This window comes from Hymenobacter elongatus (genome assembly GCF_004745955.1).
Lineage (GTDB): Bacteria > Bacteroidota > Bacteroidia > Cytophagales > Hymenobacteraceae > Hymenobacter > Hymenobacter elongatus.
Map to the genome: position 1 here is coordinate 70,091 of NZ_SRLD01000010.1, position 20,923 is coordinate 91,013.

Annotated in this window: 22 protein-coding genes and 1 tRNA gene; 9 read left to right on the forward strand and 14 right to left on the reverse strand. The window is 56.9% G+C overall.

What is annotated here, in order from left to right:
• Positions 1–99 precede the first annotated feature (99 nt).
• On the forward strand, positions 100–906 hold the full coding sequence (locus E5J99_RS06845) for a TrmH family RNA methyltransferase (RefSeq protein ID WP_135496980.1): 807 nt from the start codon (positions 100–102) through the stop codon (positions 904–906).
• Positions 907–916: 10 nt separating this feature from the next.
• Here E5J99_RS06845 and E5J99_RS06850 read toward each other — a convergent pair whose 3' ends face one another.
• The gene (locus E5J99_RS06850; protein ID WP_135496981.1) at positions 917–1,621 is read right to left on the reverse strand and encodes a DoxX family membrane protein; all 705 of its coding nucleotides are present in this window, start codon (positions 1,619–1,621) and stop codon (positions 917–919) included.
• A gap of 163 nt (positions 1,622–1,784) precedes the next feature.
• On the opposite strand from E5J99_RS06850, the gene E5J99_RS06855 reads away from it, so the two are divergent.
• Positions 1,785–2,057: an acylphosphatase gene (locus E5J99_RS06855; RefSeq protein ID WP_135496982.1), complete on the forward strand. Its 273-nt coding sequence runs from the start codon at positions 1,785–1,787 to the stop codon at positions 2,055–2,057.
• Here the strand turns inward: E5J99_RS06855 and E5J99_RS06860 are convergent, their stop codons facing one another.
• From E5J99_RS06860 to typA, 3 genes are all read right to left on the reverse strand, one after another.
• Positions 2,058–2,534, reverse strand: a complete 477-nt coding sequence (locus E5J99_RS06860; RefSeq protein ID WP_135496983.1) for a T9SS type A sorting domain-containing protein — start codon at positions 2,532–2,534, stop codon at positions 2,058–2,060. It abuts the gene before it with no gap.
• A gap of 684 nt (positions 2,535–3,218) precedes the next feature.
• Complete coding sequence (locus tag E5J99_RS06865) at positions 3,219–3,956, reverse strand: YqjF family protein (RefSeq protein WP_135496984.1); 738 nt, start codon at positions 3,954–3,956, stop codon at positions 3,219–3,221.
• Positions 3,957–4,125: 169 nt separating this feature from the next.
• The gene (typA, locus tag E5J99_RS06870; protein ID WP_135496985.1) at positions 4,126–5,934 is read right to left on the reverse strand and encodes a translational GTPase TypA; all 1,809 of its coding nucleotides are present in this window, start codon (positions 5,932–5,934) and stop codon (positions 4,126–4,128) included.
• Between the two features lie 191 nt (positions 5,935–6,125).
• On the opposite strand from typA, the gene msrB reads away from it, so the two are divergent.
• The 3 genes from msrB to E5J99_RS06885 all read left to right on the forward strand — a co-directional run bounded on the left by msrB (position 6,126) and on the right by E5J99_RS06885 (position 8,037).
• Positions 6,126–6,686, forward strand: coding sequence for a peptide-methionine (R)-S-oxide reductase MsrB (gene msrB, locus E5J99_RS06875; RefSeq protein WP_135496986.1), 561 nt, complete (start codon positions 6,126–6,128; stop codon positions 6,684–6,686).
• Positions 6,687–6,813: 127 nt separating this feature from the next.
• The gene (locus E5J99_RS06880) at positions 6,814–7,614 is read left to right on the forward strand and encodes a DUF3050 domain-containing protein (RefSeq protein WP_135496987.1); all 801 of its coding nucleotides are present in this window, start codon (positions 6,814–6,816) and stop codon (positions 7,612–7,614) included.
• Between the two features lie 66 nt (positions 7,615–7,680).
• Positions 7,681–8,037: a hypothetical protein gene (locus E5J99_RS06885; RefSeq protein WP_135496988.1), complete on the forward strand. Its 357-nt coding sequence runs from the start codon at positions 7,681–7,683 to the stop codon at positions 8,035–8,037.
• A 74-nt stretch (positions 8,038–8,111) separates the two neighbouring features.
• On the opposite strand, the gene E5J99_RS06890 is transcribed toward E5J99_RS06885, so the two are convergent.
• Positions 8,112–8,765, reverse strand: a complete 654-nt coding sequence (locus tag E5J99_RS06890) for a hypothetical protein (protein ID WP_135496989.1) — start codon at positions 8,763–8,765, stop codon at positions 8,112–8,114.
• Positions 8,766–8,979: 214 nt separating this feature from the next.
• Between E5J99_RS06890 and metG the strand changes: the two genes are divergently transcribed.
• Entirely contained in the window at positions 8,980–11,025 is a 2,046-nt protein-coding gene (gene metG, locus E5J99_RS06895; RefSeq protein ID WP_135496990.1) for a methionine--tRNA ligase, read from the forward strand.
• A 321-nt stretch (positions 11,026–11,346) separates the two neighbouring features.
• Here metG and pth read toward each other — a convergent pair whose 3' ends face one another.
• The 6 genes from pth to E5J99_RS06925 all read right to left on the reverse strand — a co-directional run bounded on the left by pth (position 11,347) and on the right by E5J99_RS06925 (position 14,819).
• Positions 11,347–11,913: an aminoacyl-tRNA hydrolase gene (gene pth, locus E5J99_RS06900; protein ID WP_135496991.1), complete on the reverse strand. Its 567-nt coding sequence runs from the start codon at positions 11,911–11,913 to the stop codon at positions 11,347–11,349.
• An 89-nt stretch (positions 11,914–12,002) separates the two neighbouring features.
• Entirely contained in the window at positions 12,003–12,575 is a 573-nt protein-coding gene (locus E5J99_RS06905) for a 50S ribosomal protein L25/general stress protein Ctc (protein WP_135496992.1), read from the reverse strand.
• 92 nt (positions 12,576–12,667) lie between these two features.
• Positions 12,668–12,949, reverse strand: coding sequence for a hypothetical protein (locus tag E5J99_RS06910; protein WP_135496993.1), 282 nt, complete (start codon positions 12,947–12,949; stop codon positions 12,668–12,670).
• Positions 12,950–13,029: 80 nt separating this feature from the next.
• Positions 13,030–13,647, reverse strand: coding sequence for a hypothetical protein (locus E5J99_RS06915; RefSeq protein WP_135496994.1), 618 nt, complete (start codon positions 13,645–13,647; stop codon positions 13,030–13,032).
• 66 nt (positions 13,648–13,713) lie between these two features.
• On the reverse strand, positions 13,714–14,643 hold the full coding sequence (locus E5J99_RS06920; protein WP_135496995.1) for a ribose-phosphate pyrophosphokinase: 930 nt from the start codon (positions 14,641–14,643) through the stop codon (positions 13,714–13,716).
• Positions 14,644–14,746: 103 nt separating this feature from the next.
• A tRNA-Gln gene (locus E5J99_RS06925) sits at positions 14,747–14,819 on the reverse strand.
• A gap of 276 nt (positions 14,820–15,095) precedes the next feature.
• Here E5J99_RS06925 and atpD point away from each other — a divergent pair.
• From atpD to E5J99_RS06940, 3 genes are all read left to right on the forward strand, one after another.
• Complete coding sequence (atpD, locus tag E5J99_RS06930; RefSeq protein ID WP_135496996.1) at positions 15,096–16,601, forward strand: F0F1 ATP synthase subunit beta; 1,506 nt, start codon at positions 15,096–15,098, stop codon at positions 16,599–16,601.
• 80 nt (positions 16,602–16,681) lie between these two features.
• Positions 16,682–16,927, forward strand: a complete 246-nt coding sequence (gene atpC, locus E5J99_RS06935) for an ATP synthase F1 subunit epsilon (protein WP_135496997.1) — start codon at positions 16,682–16,684, stop codon at positions 16,925–16,927.
• A gap of 163 nt (positions 16,928–17,090) precedes the next feature.
• Positions 17,091–18,212, forward strand: coding sequence for a trans-sulfuration enzyme family protein (locus E5J99_RS06940; protein WP_135496998.1), 1,122 nt, complete (start codon positions 17,091–17,093; stop codon positions 18,210–18,212).
• 123 nt (positions 18,213–18,335) lie between these two features.
• On the opposite strand, the gene E5J99_RS06945 is transcribed toward E5J99_RS06940, so the two are convergent.
• Genes E5J99_RS06945 through E5J99_RS06955 form a run of 3 tightly spaced genes read right to left on the reverse strand, consistent with a single transcriptional unit; the run spans position 18,336 to position 20,810 of the window.
• Positions 18,336–19,481: a DegT/DnrJ/EryC1/StrS family aminotransferase gene (locus E5J99_RS06945; protein ID WP_135496999.1), complete on the reverse strand. Its 1,146-nt coding sequence runs from the start codon at positions 19,479–19,481 to the stop codon at positions 18,336–18,338.
• Positions 19,474–20,163 carry an acetyltransferase gene (locus tag E5J99_RS06950; protein WP_135497000.1) on the reverse strand — a complete coding sequence of 230 codons (690 nt, stop codon included), beginning with the start codon at positions 20,161–20,163 and terminating at the stop codon, positions 19,474–19,476. Before E5J99_RS06950 ends, E5J99_RS06945 begins: the two co-directional genes overlap by 8 nt.
• On the reverse strand, positions 20,160–20,810 hold the full coding sequence (locus tag E5J99_RS06955) for a sugar transferase (RefSeq protein WP_135497001.1): 651 nt from the start codon (positions 20,808–20,810) through the stop codon (positions 20,160–20,162). The genes E5J99_RS06950 and E5J99_RS06955 overlap by 4 nt, the downstream gene beginning before the upstream one ends.
• Between the last annotated feature and the right edge of the window lie 113 nt (positions 20,811–20,923).

Below are 20,923 nucleotides of genomic sequence, written 5' to 3' on the forward strand. Positions count from 1 at the left end.
GAGCACAAACCTACGGGCTTCGCCGCACATGCCCTAGCAGAACCGGGTGCACCGCCGTGTCCTGCTTACCTTCGTGCTCGTCTTTGCTTACTTGTGCCTATGCCCGCCGCCGACCCAATTACCAGTCCGCAGAATCCTCGCATCAAAAACCTGCTGCGTCTGCAGCAAAAAGCCTCTGAGCGCCGCGAGCAGCAACTCACCATCATTGAGGGCCACCGCGAGCTAACTATTGCCCACCAGGCGGGCATCGATATCCGGAGCCTGTTTATTTGCTCCGAGTTGGCCGGCGACGCCCGGCAGCAGGAGCTGCTGGCCACGCTGGGGCCGCAGGTAGAGTGGTTCGAAGTGTCGAAGGCGGTCTTTGAGCGGGTAGCCTACCGCGAAGGCTCCGACGGTATTCTGGCCCTGGCCCGCCCGCCCCAGCGCCGGCTCGATACCCTAAAGCTACCCGCCAACCCATTGCTCCTGATTCTGGAGGCTGTTGAGAAGCCCGGCAACCTGGGCGCGGTGCTACGCACCGCCGATGCTGCTAAGGTTGATGCCGTCATCGTCTGCGACCCGCGCACCGACTTATATAATCCCAACGCCATTCGGTCCAGCATCGGCTGCATATTCACGGTGCCCACCGTGGCCAGCTCCCGCGACGAAGTGCTGGCCTGGTGCGCTGCCCACGGCATCCGCACCTACGCCGCTGCCCTCACGCCCGAAGCCCGCCCCTACACCGATTACGATTTTCGTGGCCCCACCGCTTTCGTGATGGGCACCGAAGCCGATGGCCTCACACCCGAGCTGCGCCAGGCCTGCTCCGACACCATCATCATCCCGATGCGCGGCTACATCGACTCGCTCAACGTCAGCATTGCCACTGCCGTGCTCACCTTCGAGGCGGTGCGGCAGCGCAGCTAGCGGCAATAGTCTACGCGGCGGTAACCGAGCCAGGCGGGCGGGCGGCCTGCTTGCATCGCCAGAGCCACCCGGTCGCACCCAGCAACAACACTAGGCCGGCCAGCATGGTGCCCTCCATCACTCGCAGCGAAATGGGGTAGAGCAGACTCCCGCCCACCACAGTGGCGGCCCCCAGCCACCAGCTGACTTCGGCCCCCAGCGGCCCTGTTTGCAGGGGCTGCGCCCGAATGATTTCCGGGTTTGCCGGTGGGTAAATAATATATTTTAGCCGCTGGTAATCGTGCAGGAGCAGGCCGAGGGTGAGAACAAGAAAGCCCGTCGTAAGGTAAGGCGTACCGACCCAGTGCTGCGACCACACGAGCATGATGATTCCCAGCCACATAGGTACGAGCATCAATGCTCCGGCCAGCGCAAAACGCCCTGTAAGCAGCAGCAAGCCAATAAGCAGTTGAGCTACTCCTACAAACTGCCCAAAGATTTCCAGATCATGCTTGGCCAGAAACGCATGGTCCATGGGCGGCCCCATCAGACCGTAAATGTGGTTGTCAGAGAGTTTGTAAAGTCCGCCACCTAGCATCAGAGCCCCCAGCAGTAGCCGCGCCGCGCCCACATACAGCCGTCGTAGCCATCCGCCTGCCCGCAGCGCCACTGCTGTAGCCACTATAGGGAGTAGTATCATAAGCCAATACAGCACTTCGGGGGTGGAAGGAGTCATAGTTGCCGGCTATTTGACTGGGAAGAATGACGGGTGCAGTTAGGTGAGCTAGTGCTGCTTGAGCAGGGTAGTATAGCAGAGAAAAGTGGCTGCCGCAACAGCGGCGCGACCGGCTGACCGTACGATGCCTCGGAAGTCTTGCATCACTTCTTGTATTACTGCCATGCCGCAACATCGCACATTTCACGTTCAGGGCCGGGTGCAGGGCGTGTTTTTTCGCCAGAGTGCCCACATTGAGGCCCAGCGACTAGGCCTGACCGGCTATGCTCGCAACAATGCCGATGGCACGGTTACCATCGAAGCCGAGGGGGCTGCCACTGCTCTTGATGAGTTGGAAACGTGGTGCCGCACCGGGCCGCCGGCCGCCCGGGTAGCAAGTCTGCACGTAACGACGGGCGCGGTGCAGGGCTACCGGGAGTTTGAAGTGCGGCGGTAGCTACTGCTTGGTAATGCGTTGCGTGAAGCTCCCAGTCGGCGTTGCTGTCCTCAACACATACACTCCGGCTGCTAACCCGGATAGGTCAAGGGATTGACGAGGACCGGCCAGTACAGCCGCTACGTGCCGCCGCCCACAGGCATCACTGATGGTGATATGGCCCGGGCCAGCCGTTGCCGGGGCCAGTACCAACACCTGGTCGGTGGCCGGCACAGGATAAATCTGCCAGCCAGTAGCGCGGGCCGACTGCTTCCCCAGCACAGTGTTGGGCAAGGCGCAGTCCTTGACGATAATGGTTAGCTGATCGGTGGCGACACTGGCTACCTGCACTCGAACCCAGCCATAGCGCCATACGTCATTGGTGCGCAACCGCACGCCCAGGTAACCATCCTGACCATCAAGCCAGGCCCCAAAGCTTTGCACACCCCTCTCCGAACCAGCCAGGAATTTTCGTAAGGATATATAGTGCTGGCCCATAGCGGCGAGGTAGCCGGAGCAGCAGGCTGAGCAATGCGTTGCTGAATGGTATCCCCAACGCCGAAGCGGGCAATCATTGGCGTCCGGGAGCTGGTATAAATGGCCACGTCATCGTGCAGAGGTTGCACACGGGCTTCGGCATCGCTCGGAAACGACGCCATGCTCACATAAGCATTCAACTGTAAATCAAGGCGGCCATCATCAAGATCCAACGAGTTCAGCACCGTAGTAGGCCCCGCCCGTTATGCCGTAAGCACTTTGTCGGGAGAAAGATCTGTGTAAACAGCGCCGGTCGTCTGATTGGCCACGATGTGCTGAGCTTGCCCAGCCTGCACCCAAAACAGACTAGCAGTAGCTGCCAAACAGCGCCAAATGGGTAATAGAGTGCGCATACGCATTTTCTTAGGCCGAATGTGGACTATCGTAGTTCTGCTCGCAGGCTACCGAGAAATTACCTACGAGACTTGTTCCTGAATTAGGAACCGATGCTAACATTCGGCTGTCATGCTGAGCTTGTCGAAGCATCTCTACCGCAATGCTAAGTACCACTGCGGTAGAGATGCTTCGACAAGCTCAGCATGACGGCCTTTTTGTGTTTCGCTTTATTCAGGAACAAGTCTACGATCTAAAAGTACAAGTAATAGGGCTGAATTTCCGAGTCGAGTTTATGCAGTGTCCGCGCCGCTATATTCGCCGCAGCTCCTGCACCCACACGTCCAGCGCGTCAGCGGCATAGAGCAGGGGTGGGCCGGTGGGGGTCGGTAAGCCGTGGCTTTCAACCAGCGTCGAGTCCCATTCGGTGAGCATCGCCTGTCGTAGCGCCCAAGGGGCGTGAAACAGCCGTCCCCGCCACAACGCAGTGCCACGCACAGCTTGCTGCAGATTGGCTCCGGCTGTGTACAAGATGTAGCGTTCCGTCAGGAAATGCTGCAATGAGCCTGGCTGGGCGGGCGGCAGCACGTCGCCCGGCGTCCAGGAGGCGACAAACGTGGCAGGAGCCGCGCCGCGGTGCGTGCGCTCGGCTGTAGCGCGGAGCGTGTCGCCGGTTTGGGTCAGGCTGATGCGGGCGTGCAGATAGGGAAGGTGAAAGAGCGTGCGGGCGGCCCATACGCCCAGCGGCTGCGTGGCATCGAGCGAGAGAAACCACACGCCCGGCACGCCATCCAGCCGCGCGTAGGTTCGCACGTTCAACTCGTGCAGGCGATTTAGGCCTGGCACGGCGGGCAGGCCCAGCGGCCGGATGTGGCTCATCGTAAACGGCACCACGCCCAGCCACGCTTGCCCTTCAAACAAATCCAGCTCCAGCCGCGCCGGCAGATAGGGCCGTAGCAACGCCGGATCTATGGGCCAGTGGGCGAAGAGCAGCTGGCTCCAGCGCTGCCGCATCAAGTGAAATTTGCGGAAAGCGGGAGCAGAGGACATAGCGGGCACAGACTTGGAATGACGCGAAGTGGAGGGTAGAATAGTTGCTGGAAGCAGCCGGTGCTCCTACAACAGGAAACCTGGCGAATACGCCCGCCCGAATGTTGGAGAGCACAAAAAAGGGGCGCGACCATCGGCCGCACCCCTTTTCAACTTAGCTGACTACAATCTAGTCAATCTTCTTGGCCGAGCGCAGACGCTCGTTTTCGTCGAGCAGGATCTTACGCATCCGCACCGACTTCGGCGTTACTTCCAGGTATTCATCCTTCTGGATGTATTCCATGGCTTCTTCCAGCGAGAACTGACGCTTCGGAACAATCTTGGCGTTGTCGTCGGTACCCGAGGCACGCATGTTCGTCAGCTTCTTGCCTTTCTGGATGTTGATGGTCAAGTCGTTGGGGCGGGTATGCTCACCGATAACCTGGCCAGCGTATACTTCCTCACCCGGATCAACGAAGAACTCACCGCGGTCCTGCATCTTGTCGATGGTGTAGGCGGTGCCGGCACCGGTATCCATCGAAATCAGCGAGCCGGAAATACGACCGGGAATTACGCCTTTGTAAGCCTCGTAGGCCGAGAAGCGGTGGTTCATGATAGCCTCACCAGCGGTGGCCGTCAGCACATTGTTCCGCAAGCCGATCAGGCCCCGGGCCGGAATGTTGAACTCCAGGTGCTGCAAGTCGCCTTTCGGCTCCATGATGGTCAGCTCGCCTTTGCGCATCGTCACCAGCTCGATAACCTTACCGGCAGTTTCCTCCGGTACGTCCACCACGAGGTGCTCAATCGGCTCCAGACGGTGGCCGTTGTCATCTTCGCGGAACAGTACCTGGGGCTGGCCTACCTGCAGTTCGAAGCCTTCGCGACGCATGGTCTCGATGAGTACCGACAGGTGAAGAATACCGCGGCCATACACGAGGAACGTGTCTTCCTTATCGGTTTCCTTCACGCGCAAGGCCAGGTTTTTCTCCGTTTCCTTAAACAGACGGTCACGCAGGTGACGCGAAGTCACGAACTTGCCTTCCTTGCCGAAGAACGGCGAGTTGTTGATGGTGAACAGCATGTTCATCGTCGGCTCGTCGATGCTGATAACGGCCAATCCTTCCGGATTCTCTGCGTCAGCAATGGTGTCGCCGATGTCGAAGCCTTCGATGCCGGTTACGGCGCAGATTTCGCCCGAGCTAACCTCCGTCACCTTGTTGCGGCCCAGACCTTCAAATACCTGCAGTTCTTTAATCTTTACTTTCTTGATGGTGCCGTCCCGCTTCACCAGGCTCATGTTGGCACCTTCCTTCAGCGTGCCGCGGTGCACGCGGCCAATGGCGATACGGCCCACGAACGACGAGTAGTCGAGCGAAGTAACCTGCATCTGGGGCGTGCCGTCGAGGGTAGGAGCGGGCGGAATAGAAGCCACCACCGCGTCGAGCAGCGGAATGATGTTGTCGGTTTTTTCTTTCCAGTCGGTGCTCATCCAGCCTTGCTTGCTGGAGCCGTACAGTGTCACGAAGTCGAGCTGATCTTCCGACGCGCCGAGGTTGAACATGAGGTCAAAAACCTGCTCGTACACCTCGTCGGGCCGGCAGTTTTCCTTGTCCACCTTGTTTACCACCACGATAGGCTTCAGGCCCAGGTCAATGGCTTTGCCCAACACGAAGCGCGTCTGGGGCATGGCGCCTTCGAAGGCATCGACGAGTAGCAATACGCCGTCGGCCATCTTCAGCACCCGTTCCACCTCGCCGCCGAAGTCGGCGTGACCAGGTGTGTCGATGATGTTGATTTTAACGTCCTTATAGCGAACCGATACGTTCTTGGAAACGATGGTAATGCCCCGCTCGCGCTCCAGATCGTTGTTGTCCAGGATCAGGTCGTCGAAGTGCTGGTGCTCGTCGAAAAGCTTCGAGGCATGAATGATTTTGTCCACGAGCGTAGTCTTGCCGTGGTCAACGTGCGCAATAATTGCGATGTTCCGAATGTTCTGCATACAGATGGTTTTGCGGGTGCAAAGGTAGGCATTTCTAATCGTAAATGGCCGGGTTACCAAAATGTTAGCTGATTCTGGCTGAAAGGCACGCCCTTACCTAATCCGAACCGAAGGCCCACCGCGTATGTTGCTGCAAGCAGCGGCACTGCTCATCGTAGTATCGTGGCCCTATTTGTTCTTAATTTTCCCTCATGCGCACTTCCTTCCTAATTCTGCTTTTATCCTCGCTCACGCTGGGCTCTGCCTGCTCCCAGAAACGCCAGAGCCTGGCGGCCGAAAAGCCACAGGCTCCCACGCAGCCCACGGCGTCGGCCACGGAATACCCCAAGCCTAAAACCGTGACTCACAAGCCCGACGAGTATCCGGTACGCAAAACCGACGCCCAGTGGAAAGCCCAGCTCACGCCCGCTCAGTACTTTATTCTGCGGGAACAAGGCACCGAGCAGCCATTCAACAACAAGTATTTCGATAACCACGAAGTCGGTAACTACTACTGTGCCGCCGACCACAACCTGCTGTTTTCATCCGCAACAAAGTTTGAGTCGGGCACGGGCTGGCCGAGCTTCTGGGCCCCGGCTACCGAAGCCAGTCTGAAAGTAACCGCCGACGATACGCATGGCATGAGTCGCGACGAAATCGTGTGCGCGCAGTGCGGTGGCCATCTGGGCCACGTCTTCAACGATGGCCCCAAGCCCACCGGCCAGCGCTATTGCATGGACTCGGACGCCATGGTTTTCGAAAAGAAAAAATAATGCGCCTGGTAGTTGGCGCTTCAACATAACAGCCCGCCGATTCCGTCGGCGGGCTGTTATGTTGAAGCGCCAACCTTACGCAGCGTCACGTCGCTTCATTCACCGGTTTTACATACCCTACCTGCCTATGACTTCCGTCGATCCGATCCGCACTTTGCAGCAGCAGCTGGCCCCGGCCCGCGCCAAGCTAGTAGCCCACAACGTGTACCAGAGCATTCAGTCCCTGGAAGATTTGCGCCAGTTTATGCAATGCCACGTATTTGCCGTCTGGGACTTCATGTCGCTGCTCAAGTGCCTGCAGCGCGACCTGACCTGCGTAACAGTGCCGTGGGTGCCGCGCGGCAACCCGGCCACCCGCCGCCTCATCAACGAAATTGTGCTGGAGGAGGAAACCGACGTAGATCAGTATGGCCAGCCCGCCAGCCATTTCGAGTTGTACCTGCGGGCTATGGAAGAGTGCGGCGCTGACACGCAGCCCATCCGCAAGCTCTTGGATGCGCTGTCAGTCGGTGAATCGGTGGAAATGGCCCTGCTGCAGGCCAATGTGCCGTATGCCGTGCAACAGTTCGTATTAAGCACGTTCAATGTTATCAACACCGGCAAAGCTTACGCCGTGGCGGCGGCTTTCACTTTCGGTCGCGAAGACGTAATTCCGGACATGTTCCGCCATCTAGTAGCTGATTTGGGCCAGCGCTTTCCGGGCCAGCTCGAAACATTTCTTTACTATCTCAACCGTCACATTCAGCTCGACGAAGAGGTGCACACGCCCCTAGCCGAGCAAATGGTGCGGGAGCTGTGCGGCGATGATGCTCAGCAGTGGGAGGAATGCCGCGAGGTGGCTGCCCGTTGTATGCAGGCCCGCGCGGCGCTCTGGGACGGTATCCGGCAGACTATGAGTTCGGCGGTGCCAGTTGCTCAGGCAAGCTAACTTCCTGCCACTACTGCCCGTTGAACGAAAGACAGCCCGCTACCGGGCTGTCTTAACTTTTTCGTCATGTCGTACCCTTCTATAGTCACCCTTGGGCGAGTAGCGCTGTTTGCAGGCGGCATTTGGCTGGCTTCCTGCACCGCCAGCCAGGAAAGCAGCGCCGAAGTAGACCGGGCTCCACTGCCCGGTGCCATCCGCACTGATGCCGACCGCCAGGCAGCTTACAATAGTAACGGGGGCTACGGCGGCTCGGTGCCCGATGCCACGCCCGGCCGGGTAGAAGTGCGGGAACAGGCTAGTGGGAGCAATGCCCGCAAGCGCATTGAGAATATCAATACCAACGACCCGAATAACACTCCTACCGAAACCCGACTACGCCGCCTGAATACCACACCTTTGGATACTACCCGCCGCCTGCCTTAGCTAAACGGGCCTGCCCTTCCGGAAGAAGAGCAGACCCGTTCGTACAAAAGCTCAATCAATACAGTTGAACGGTATTAGCTAGCGGCGTTGTCGGGCGCGTCCGTAGCGGCGGCGGCGGCGGGGCGGGGAGTTGGCTTCCGGACCCGGCTGGCGGTAGTGGCAGCCGGTGCTGGTTTGCGGTTCGCCGCCGCAGCGGGTGCTGCCGGAGCTGCTTCCGAGGCAGTCGTGCGGGGCTTGCGGGGGCTGCCGTCCTTGTTGAAAGTCACGCTTTTGGAGTTCCGCACCCGCGGGCTGGCCGTCGTCGTGGCGGCCTTGGCTCCCTCGCTGGTAGTGGTCGATATGCTATCAGAAGCGGCAACCGAAGCGGCTCCATCGTAGTGGCGGACTATGGTATGTAGTGCCTGCTCAAACATGCGCTCGGTGTCGACGTCCAGACGCTTGGTCGCATCTTTTACCACTTCCTTTAGCTTGGCTTTCGTTTCTTTGCGGATGCGCTGCACCACTTCTTTCATGCGCAGGTCCAATTCCTTCTGCAACTGCTTTGCTGCTGACTTCAACGATTTTTTCTGCGTGGCCTTCTTTTCAGCTCGCGCGTCGGTAAGAGTTGAGGAGGCACTCAAAGCGGCTTTGTCGGCTTTGCGCTGCGCTTTTTGTGCGGGATCTTTCTTCGTCTTCTTCTCAGACTTTTTCTCAGACTTTTCGGACGAATCCTGGGCGGACTTTTTCATGGGGCGGCGGGGTAAGTGAAAGGAGGTAACAGAAAAGCCGTCGTTTTGCGGCGCTGTTGTGGTCAAATATAGAAGTATTTACCTGCCATGCTGAGTTAAGGTTTTCTTGGCCCGATAATACTTTTAATTCCTTGTTTCTTTGTGCATAAATAGGCGAATTTCTCTGCTTGAAAAACGCTTTTGCCTTCATCTGTTTTCTGACTTTTCTTTTGCCATGCAGCCTGATCCTCAAAGATATACCGTAACTGCCGCTCTGCCCTACGCTAATGGTCCCGTGCACATCGGTCATTTAGCGGGCGTTTATTTGCCCGCCGATATCTATGTGCGTTATCTGCGGGCCGCCGGGCGCGATGTTAAGTTTATTTGCGGTTCCGACGAACATGGAGTACCCATTACCATTCGGGCGCAGAAGGAAGGGGTCACCCCGCAGCAGATAGTTGATAAATATCACGCCATCATCCGCAACTCCTTCGCCGACTTTGGCGTCTCCTTCGATATTTACTCGCGCACCTCTTCCCAAACGCACAGTGAAGTAGCCAGCGGCTTTTTCAAAAAACTGCACGAGGAAGGGAAATTTATTGAGCAGACTTCGCAGCAGTACTACGACGAAAAAGCCGAGCAATTTCTGGCTGACCGCTACATCGTAGGCACTTGCCCAAACTGTGGCAACGACAATGCGTATGGCGACCAGTGCGAAAAATGCGGCTCGTCGTTGAGCCCGACGGAGTTAATTTCGCCGCGTAGCATGCTCAGTGGCAATCAGCCCGTGTTGCGCGAAACCAAGCACTGGTATTTGCCCCTCGATCAGTACGAGCCCTGGCTGCGTGAGTGGATTGTGGAAGGCCACAAAGCAGATTGGAAAGCCAATGTGTATGGCCAGTGCAAATCCTGGATTGACCAGGGCCTGCAGCCCCGCGCCGTCACCCGCGACTTGGATTGGGGTGTGCCTGTGCCGGTAGCCGGTGCCGAAGGAAAAGTGCTGTACGTGTGGTTCGACGCGCCCATTGGCTATATTTCTGCCACCAAAGACTTGCTGCCCGATACCTGGGAAACGTATTGGAAAGATAGTGGTACCAAGCTGGTGCACTTTATCGGGAAGGATAATATCGTATTTCATTGCATCATATTTCCCGCCATGCTCAAAGCGCATGGCGACTATATTTTGCCCGATAATGTACCCGCCAACGAATTTTTGAATCTCGAAGGCGACAAAATATCTACTTCGCGCAACTGGGCGGTGTGGCTGCACGAATATTTGCAGGATTTCCCTGGCAAAGCCGACGTGCTGCGTTACGTATTGTGTGCCAACGCCCCGGAGAATAAGGACAACGACTTTACTTGGAAGGATTTTCAGGCGCGCAACAACAATGAGCTGGTCGCCAATCTGGGTAATTTCGTGAACCGGGCCGTGGTTCTGACGCACAAATTCTTCGACGGAAAAGTGCCGGCTATTAACGGCGAGTTGCAGCCTATCGACCAAGAAGTTCTGATCCAACTAGCCGAGTTTCCGCAGCGCATCGGCGAGCTAATTGACGCGTACCGTTTCCGCGACGCGCTACATGAGCTGATGAATCTGACCCGCGCCGGCAATAAGTATCTGGCCGAAACCGAGCCTTGGAAACTAATCAAAACCGACGAGGCCCGAACAGGCACGGTGCTGCACGTGGCCCTGCAGCTGGCCGCCGGTCTGGTGACCCTGATGGAGCCTTTTCTGCCCGTTTCTGCCGCCAAATTGGGCGACATGCTGCACCTCGAAAAAGGCAGCTGGCAAACTGCTGGCCGTCCCGATGCGCTGTCGACCGGCCAGCAGATTGGTGCGGCTGCGCTGCTCTTCGATAAAATAGAAGATGCTACGGTAGAAGCACAGGTGCAGAAATTGCTGGACACGAAGAAAGCCAATGAATTGGCCAATGCAACCGTCGCGCCCACCAAAGAAGACATCAGCTTCGACGATTTCGGCCGCATGGACCTGCGCGTCGGTACTGTGATAGCCGCTGAAAAAGTAGCCAAAACCAAAAAGCTGCTCAAGCTTACCGTCGATACCGGCCTCGACCAGCGCACCATTGTCAGCGGTATCGCCGAGCATTTTATTCCTGAAGCGCTGATTGGACAGCAGGTATTGGTGCTGCTAAACCTGGCACCGCGTGAAATCAAAGGCATTCAGTCGCAGGGCATGCTGCTGCTGGCCGAAAATGCCGATGGCTCACTACACCTTATGCAGCCCGGCCAGGCGGTGCTGCCCGGCAGCCACGTAGCGTAAGGAAATAATCGTCATTGCGAATAACTCGGTGGAAACAGGTATTAATCTTGTGCTGACTTTTTTGTTTTCGTATCCAGGGGCTAGAATCCGCTGGCTTCTTCACCGAGGAAAAATTCCATATAAAACGCTCATAGCAGAGGATATGGACTACAACGCAGGAGCAGTCATCACTCTCATTGTTGTTTTGCTGCTAATACTTGCCATGTTCTAAATCAAAAAGCCCCAACGTCTATGGTAGTCGTTGGGGCTTTTTGATTTGAAAGGCTCACCACATTTCAGAGAATAGATTGCTGCATCGTGCCTCCTAGCAATGACAGGGGTTTACTCCTTCACGTTGACCACATTCATGGCGCGCTCCAGTCCAATTGTCGCAAACGCCAACACGGCGTCGGCGGCTTTTTCAATCCGCGCCTGCAAATCAATCTTTTCGTCGGCCGAAAACGGGTTCAGCACATAATCGACCTGCCGGCCTTTCGGAAAGTTGGCGTCTACGCCAAAGCGCAGGCGCGCGTATTCGTCCGTAGCCAACGTTTCCTGAATGTGCTTCAATCCGTTGTGGCCGCCCGCCGAGCCTTTGCCCTTGAGCCGGAGCCTGCCGTAGGGTAGGGCCAGATCGTCGGTTACGACGACCATCTGCTCTTTCTCAATCTTTTCGCTGGTCAGGTAGTGCGCGGCGGCTTTGCCACTTAGGTTCATATAGGTAGTGGGCTTCACGAGCACCAGCGTTTTGCCTTTGTGCTTGATTTCGGCCACGAAAGCATGGCGCTTCAGCTCAAAGCGCGCATCATGCTTGGCCGCCAGGTAATCGGCTACCATGAAGCCAATGTTGTGACGGGTGTCGGCGTATTCGGGGCCTATGTTGCCTAAGGCCATGACGAGAAACTTCATAACGCGAAATACGAGGTTTTAACACAAGAAATCCTGCCCCGCCGAAGCAGGACAGGATTTCCGATGCGTACCGCCGAGGCGGAGAAATGTTACTTGTCGGCGTTCAGCGTGCCTTTCAGGGCACGTGGAATAGCTACCGTAGCAATTGGGGCCGCCGCGTTGGTCAGGATGATGTAGTTGTTGGGCTCTACTTTACCAACTTTGATCGACTTGCCCAACTCGAGGTCCGAGATGTTCACTTCTACGAAATCGGGTAGGTTTTCGGGCAGTGCCTTCACCTTCACCTTGCGCAGCTTGCTCACCAGCTTACCACCGGCTAATACCCCCGGCGACACGCCGATGTATTTTACGGGAATGTCCATCTTCACTTCCTTGCCTTCCTGCAGCAACAGGAAATCGACGTGCAGCAGCATTTCGTTCACGGGGTGGAACTGTGCGTCCTGCACGATAGCGCGGTACATGGTGCCTTCTACGTTCACATCTACGATGTGGGCTTCGGGCGTGTATAGCAATTCGCGGAAGAGGATGGCCGGAGCCGAGAAGTGCACCTGCTCGTCGCCACCGTACAAGACGCACGGAACATACGAGTCAAGACGCAGTGCTTTCGCATCCTTCTTACCGAGATTCGCTCTTTTAAACCCTACAATCTCGAGGCTTTTCATAAGCTTGTGTTTTGAAGAAAAAGTAAATGTGGTTTTCCGGCCAAGCTGACAACCAGCCCAAAACGGGCCGCAAAGATAGGCATAGTAGGCCGCTATTTCATAGCTGCCACCAATAATTTGAATAATTCCCCCACAATCAATGCTCCTGCTACGCTGGCTAAAGTACCAATCAATACATACTCTGTTTGTGGTCGCGCATCATCGGTGTCACGAAATCGGAGTAATGATTTAGCGGCAATGAGTAGCCCAATTGCCTCGTATTGATCGTGCAGTACGAATGTGAGAATAATAATGCGCTCCAAGTACCCTATCCATGTTCCGGCCCATTTTAAGGCAGCATCCTTGTCAAGTTTCTTGCGCCACCCTTTGGTCATACGACCAATGAGTAGGCCAATAGGCAGCGTAACTAAGAAATACGCTGCTATGGCACAAGCGTACGGTATGAGAGATATCATTATGGTAGTTGTTGTACGGCTAAGCTATAGTACAGTAGTAATTCCTCTATGGCTGGCCATCCAGCTGCTTTTAAACGCTGTTGAATAGCGGGTTGAGACACCTTTTCGTGTTCTGCTATGCTCCGTTGTGTATGGTTATTGAGCGCGTAATGAACTGCTCTGGCCTGCGATACAGACCAATGCTGAACAATCCATTCCAATAATGCAAAACAGGCATTGCAGGCTGAATTCACAGCTGTATAGTCAGAGGAAAGCTGAATTTGCCCAATCTGCCCCTTTAAGATTTCTAATCCTCGGCCTGAATGTTCAAAAGCACTGCCTGTAGATGTAGCAATAGTTATATCATCAAACTCAATGGTACCGATACCGATGCTAATTCTAGCATCGGGCTGGTATCTTTTCCCAATACGTTGTCCTCGTAGCACGGCTCGAATGTCAATGCCAACGCGCAAAGCATCTTCCGGCGGCGTTCTGAGTTGAAAAGTGTCACCGCGGCTAAGCTCAAAAGGATATTCGGATAATGCTTGTTGCAGCCAACCTTTAATAGATGCTGAGCGGCTCGTGGCATCCAGACTGCTGGAATCGATTATATCTCCGGTTAATATGGCATGTAGCATGTCCAAATATAAGCCTTTGGCCTTATAAAGCAGTATTATAAGGCCAAAGGCTTATATCCGGGCATGTCACACAAACAGCGAGCTAATGGACTCGTGGGTTACCACGTTGCGAATGGCGCTGGCAAATAGGTGCGCCAGCGAAATAACCTTGATTTTAGGGTTCTCCTCGCGCAAAGCAATTGTATCCGTCACAATTAATTCCTGCAAGGCCGAATTGCGGATTCGCTCGTGGGCCGGGCCGCTCAGCACGGCGTGCGTAATCACGGCCCGTACCGATTTGGCTCCGCGCTCCATCAGTAGCTCGGCAGCTTTGCAGATGGTGCCGGCCGTGTCCACAATGTCGTCTACCAGCACCACGTTCATGCCCGTCACGTCGCCGATGACCTGCATGGAGGCAATTTCGTTGGCCCGCAGGCGCATCTTGTCGCAGACTACGATTTCGGCCCCGAACTTCTTGGCAAAGCCCCGGGTCCGTACCACGCCGCCCACGTCGGGCGAAGCGAAAATGAGGTCGTCGAGGTTCAGCGACTGAATGTAGGGAGCCAGCACGGTCGCCCCATCCAGATGATCGACGGGAATGTCAAAGAAACCCTGAATCTGACCCGCGTGCAGGTCGCAGGTCATCAGGCGGTCGGTACCCACGCTCTGAATGATGTCGGCCACCACTTTGGCCCCGATGCTCACGCGGGGCTTGTCTTTGCGGTCCTGGCGGGCGTAGCCGTAGTAGGGCATTACCACCGTTACTGAGGCGGCAGAGGCACGCTTGGCGGCATCCACCATCAGCATGAGCTCCATCAGGTTTTCGGCTGGTGGGTTGGTGCTCTGAATCAGAAATACGGCGCAGCCCCGCACGCTCTCATTGAAGCTGGGACCGAGCTCCATGTCAGCGAAGCGCTGAATGCTCAAGTCTCCGAGTTGGGTGCCGTAGGCTTCGGCAATCTGCTTACCGAGTTCAGGAGACGCGTTTCCTGCAAAGATTTTAACCAGCTGAGCCATGGGGGAGGGGAAGAAGGCGAAAGAAGACGGAGGAGAATAAAAAAGCGAAAGGCGCTGGCTCTTCCGGGGGGAAGAATCAGCGCCTTTCGCGGTAGTTAGTCGGTTGTCCGACCAGGGCTCGAACCTGGACTCTCTTGAATCAAAATCAAGCGTGTTGCCGGTTACACCATCGGACAATATCCAAGCGGCGACTGGTGTCGGTATGCCGTTTGGGTGTGCAAATGTACTACGGTAAAGATTCAAGGCAAATTTTCCGGCAAATATTTTTTAGGCCAATGCCTGGGTCTGTAGGATGAAATAGCCGTTTTTTAGGCTTATGAGCTGATAATCAGGTGGGATTGGCAGTGAAAAAAAGGCCCGAACTTTCCTCCGGCGGGTCTTTGGCAAAGCCGGGATTAAGCCGTAGTTTTGCACCCTGAAAACGTTGCACCCATCTACTATAAAGACTCGCAATGGCGAATAACGGTAAAATCACCCAGGTAATCGGTCCCGTTGTGGACGTGAGCTTCGCGGGTGAAGGCTCTACGCTCCCCAATATCCTCGACGCACTCGAAGTCACGAAAGACAACGGCCAGGTAGTCGTCCTGGAGTGCCAGCAACACCTCGGTGAAGACCGTGTGCGTACCATCGCCATGGACTCGACCGAAGGTCTGACCCGTGGCGCGATAGTGCGCAATTTGGGGGCTCCCATGTCGATGCCTACCGGCGAAGGCGTGAAAGGACGTTTGTTCAACGTAATTGGCTACGCCATCGACGGCATTCCGCAGCCCAAGAGCGACGGTCCGCTACCGATTCACCGGCAGCCGCCACCCTTCGAGGACCTGGCCACGTCGTCGGAAATCCTGTTTACGGGTATCAAAGTAATTGACTTGCTCGCTCCGTATGTAAAGGGTGGCAAAATTGGTTTGTTCGGTGGTGCCGGGGTAGGCAAAACCGTACTCATCATGGAGCTGGTGAACAATATCGCCAAAGCATACGCTGGTCTGTCGGTATTTGCTGGCGTGGGCGAGCGTACCCGCGAAGGCAATGACTTGCTGCGCGAATTCATAGAGTCGGACATCATTAAGTACGGCGACGAGTTCAAACACTCGATGGAAGCCGGTGGCTGGGACCTCACCAAGGTGGACCAGAACGAGCTGCTCAAGTCGCAGGCAACGCTGGTGTTTGGCCAGATGAACGAGCCCCCCGGAGCCCGCGCCCGCGTAGCCCTGTCGGGTCTGACGATTGCCGAGAACTTCCGCGACGGCGACGGCACTGGTGCCGGCCGCGACATTCTGTTCTTCATCGACAACATTTTTCGCTTCACGCAGGCCGGCTCGGAAGTATCGGCTCTGTTGGGCCGGATGCCGTCGGCTGTAGGTTACCAGCCTACGCTGGCTACCGAAATGGGCGCCATGCAGGAGCGGATTACCTCTACCAAGCGTGGTTCCATCACGTCGGTACAGGCCGTATATGTACCTGCCGATGACTTGACTGACCCTGCTCCGGCCAACACCTTTGCTCACTTGGATGCCACCACGGTACTGAGCCGCAAAATTGCTGAGCTAGGCATTTATCCCGCCGTTGACCCACTGGACTCTACTTCGCGCATTCTGTCGATTGAAGTTCTCGGCGACGAGCACTACAACACGGCCCAGCGCGTGAAAGAGATTCTGCAGCGCTACAAAGAACTGCAGGACATCATCGCCATCCTGGGGATGGACGAGCTGAGCGAAGAAGACAAGCTGACCGTAACGCGCGCCCGTCGGGTACAGCGCTTCCTGTCGCAGCCCTTCTTCGTAGCCGAGCAGTTCACGGGCCTCGCCGGCGTGCTGGTTGACATCAAGGATACCATCAAAGGCTTCAACGCTATTATCGATGGTACGTACGACCACCTCCCCGAGGCTGCCTTCAACTTGGTGGGTACCATTGAGGATGCCGTGGTGAAAGGTGAGCGTCTGATTTCGGAAGCGAAGTAATTGAATGACTACTTGCGGCAAGCGAGGCGTTAAGCGTTTAGCTTGCCGCAAGTAGTCATACACAATCAATATCCAAGAAGATGCATTTAGAAATCATCACGCCGGACCGGAAAGTATTTGCTGGCGACGTAGTGTCGGCGCAGTTTCCGGGTACCGATGGGCTGTTTGAGGTTCTCAATAACCACGCACCGCTAATCAGCGCGCTGAAATCGGGTGATATTACCGTCGTGGGTGCTGCCGGCCGCGAGTCCTTCCGCATCGAAGGTGGCGTGGTAGAAGTACTCCGCAACAATGTGATTGTACTGGCCGAAGGCGCGGTAGCCTAAGCGGTTGCCTTTGCTGCTGACTTTCAAAAAAGCCTTTCCTTTACTAAGGAAAGGCTTTTTGCTTTCTAAACGGCGATGAAAGTGTGATAAGGTGCCACGGCCTGTCGGCTAGTGCTGCGCCTTGCTATAGTTTGCTCCCGCCCCATACTGCGTGAAATTTCCGATGGACATCAAACCAAAAATCACCCCGATTTACCAGACTTCAGTTTTCAAATTCGATGATCTGAATGAGCTTGAGCAGTATTTTGGGGAGCCGGGAAGCCGCTATTTGTATTCGCGTAATGGTAACCCGAACTCGGATGAGCTGGCAGCGGCGGTGAATAAGCTGGAAGGTGGGGCAGGAGCCGTAGCTACGGGTTCGGGTATGGCGGCCATCTTCGCGGCTATTCTGGCTTACTGCCAGGCCGGCGACCATGTGCTGTGCGCGGCTGATATTTACGGCGGCTCGTCGGCCTTACTCAATGCTGAGCTAAGCCGAATGGGCATTGCAGTAAGCTATGTGCCGTTTGAGCAATTGTACGATTTAGCTGCCTTGGTGCGGCCGACTACGCGGCTGCTATTGGCCGAAACCATCAGCAACCCCTTATTGCGGGTAGCTGACTTACGCCGGTTGGCGGAAGAATGCCACCTGCAAGGGCTGAAACTGGTGGTAGATAATACGTTTGCTACCCCTGTTCTGACCCGGCCGCTGGAGCTGGGAGCCGATATTACGCTGCACAGTGTCACCAAGTATATTGCCGGCCACAGCGACGTGACGGCCGGTGCGGTAGTAGCCGCCGCCCCGGAAGTGGCCGCGCGCCTCAGGCAGATTGGCGTGTTCTATGGGCTCACGCTAAGCCCGATGGAAAGCTGGCTGGCAGTACGCGGCCTCAAAACGTTACGCATCCGGATGCGCGAGCATAGCCACAATGCGTTGGCTGTTGCCGGGTTTCTGGCGCGGCATCCCCGAGTGCGGCAGGTGAACTACCCCGGGCTGGCCGACCATCCGCAGCACGCCTTGGCGGCGGCCCAAGGCCAGGGACAATTTGGTGGGATGATGTCGTTTCTGCTGGCCGATGAGACGACGGTGGTAAACGACTTTATGCAACGTAGCCAGCGGTTTCCGTTTGCTCCTTCCCTGGCCGGCGTCGATTCATCTTTGTCTTACCCGCTAGGTACCTCACACCGTTCGCTGACGCCGGAGCAACAGCAAGCATTGGGAATTACGGTGGGCTTGGTGCGCCTTTCGGTCGGTATCGAGCCGCTAGATGAGCTGCTGGCTGATCTTGAGCAAGCCTTGGCATAGGCGGCAAACTATGTACTGCCCGGTCTTGCTTTGTACTCATGCGTCTGTGTTTTGTACGGCTTGTACTCAGGTCGGAGCTTTATATACCACCTGCACCGGTCTTGTGCCAAATATGCGGGCCGTTTAGGCTGGGAACATCTCCCGGAGAGCTCCTGCTACGCGGCGCAAGTCAGCGTCGGTGAGGGCAGAGCCGGAAGGCAGGCAGAGGCCTCGCACAAACAGGTCGGTGCTGACTTCGCCACCGTACATGGGGGCCTGGGCAAACAGTGGCTGCTGATGCAGGGGCTTCCAGAGTGGGCGCGACTCGATATTGTGCGTTTCGAGGTGCAGCCGGACTTGCTCGGGTGTGAGGGCTGTGTGCGTTGAGTCCAGGGTGAGAGTCGTCAGCCAGCGGTTAGACACTCCTAAGGCTGGCTCAGTTGGCCCAAATTGCAGGGCAGGCAAGTCCTTGAGGTTCTTCTGGTACCAGGCATATATCTCGCGCCGAGCCTTCACGCGGCTCTCGATAAGCCCCATCTGGCCCCGCCCGATGCCCGCCAGAATATTGCTGAGCCGGTAGTTATAGCCGGTTTCGGAGTGCTGGTAATAGGGCGCGGGGTCTTTGGCTTGCGTGGCCAGAAACCGGGCTTTTTCGGCCCAGTCGGCGTGGTGGGTGACCAAGGCGCCCCCGCCGCTGGTAGTAATTATCTTATTGCCGTTGAAGGAAAAGACTCCTACGGCCCCAAAAGTACCCAGCCGGCGGTTGTTATAGCGCGAGCCGAGCGCCTCGGCTGCGTCCTCCAGCACCGGAATGCCATACGATTCGGCAATGGCCAGGAGCGGCTCCAATTGGGACGGCATGCCGTAAAGGTGCACCAGAATAAGAGCTTTGGGCCTTTTGCCAAGGAGTAGGCGGTCCTCAATGGCCTCGCGCAGCCGGGCGGGGCACATATTCCAGGTAGTGGCCTCGCTATCGACGAAGACGGGCGTGGCCCCTTGGTAAACAATCGGGTTGGCTGTGGCCACAAACGTGAAGGAAGGACAAAGCACTTCGTCGCCGGGACCCACTCCCAGCAGAATCAAGCCCAGGTGAATTGCGGCCGTGCCCGATGAGAGGGCCACGCAATGACCCGCGCCCGTGTACTGGCAAATATCCTGCTCGAACCCCGCGAGGTTGGGACCAGCCGGCGCTACCCAGTTGTCTTCAATGGCTTTGTGCACATAGTTGAGCTCATGGCGGCCAAGGTGGGGGGGAGAAAGAAAAATTCGGTCGTAATCCTGGCTATGCATGCAGCTTGATAATGGTGGCGGGAACTCCAACGGCAGTGCAGTCGGCGGGAAGGTCGCGGACGGCCACGGCCCCGGCCCCCACAATGGTGCGGGCCCCGATGCGCACCTGATTGATAACGGTAGCATTGGTTCCTAAGTACACACCGGTTTCTAGGTGGGCTTCGCCCCCGACGTTGGCATGGGGCATCAGGGAGCAGAAATCTTCCAGCACAGCATCGTGGCCGATGGTGCAGCCCAAATTGAGCAACACGTGGCGGCCCAGTTGAATATCGGTAGTGAGAATGCAGCCCTGCCCGATAATGCTGCCCTCGCCAATGCGCAGATGCTGGTAGGGCTGGCGGGATACGGCTGGGTGTAGCAAAGTGGCAAAGCGCAGCAAGGGCGAGGTAAGCTGCCCTACGATGGCAGCCCGGCTGCGACCGCTGCCCACGGCCACTACCACTTCCAGAGGCTCTGCTACGGCATTCAGCGCGAGTGCCCCGCCCAGGTAGGGCACGCCGTGAATAGCGGCAGTAGCGGGGGCCTGGTCATCGTAAAAGCCGGCCAGCTCCCAGGTGGGGCAGGCTTCGTTGATCTGGCAAATCAAAACCAGCACTTCCCGGCCCAGGCCACCAGCCCCGAAAATAACCAGCTTCGGCAAGGCCGTGGGCAGTGTCGCTGAGGGTAAGGTAGAATGCGTCATGCAACAGGAGGAGAAGAGGGAGCCGAGCCGGTAAATGCTTCGGTGGTAGCCTGACCGGGAGCCGTAATGTCTTTGGCCCCCAGCACGCGCCGGATGGTAAGCAGCAGGACGCGCACGTCTAGCCGGAGCGACAGATGGTCGACGTACCATACGTCGTACTCGAACTTTTGCTCCCAGGAAATAGCATTGCGACCTTGCACCTGCGCCCAGCCCGTAATGCCGGGCCGGGCCTCGTGCCGCCGGGCCTGGGTAGGAGAGTAGAGGGGCAAATACTGCGGTAGCAGCGGCCGTGGCCCCACCAGGCTCAACTCGCCGCGTAGCACATTCCAGAGTTGGGGCAGCTCGTCGATGGAAGTAGCGCGTAGCCAGCGGCCCAGGCGGGTGAGGCGGGCCGCATCGGGGAGTAGCTGACCGTGGACGTTGCGGGTATCGGTCATGGTTTGCAATTTGTAGAGCGTAAATAGCGAGCCACGCAGACCGGGGCGCTGCTGCCGGAAAAGCACCGGCCCCTGATTTTGAGCCGCTAACAGCAGGGCCGCGCCCAGTAGCAGCGGTAGCGTCAGCAGCGCGACGGGCAGCGCGAGGCCCAGGTCAAGCCAGCGCTTGCCCCAGGCGCTATACCAGCAGGGTAAAAAAGAGACTGACATATGAGAAAGCCCGCACAAGCAGCCGCAGGCAACAGGCAAAAATATGCTTTTTGTGTGGCGCAGACTGTAGCTTGCGCCGTGCGCCGCCGCTGGCTCGTTTAACTTCCGCTTCC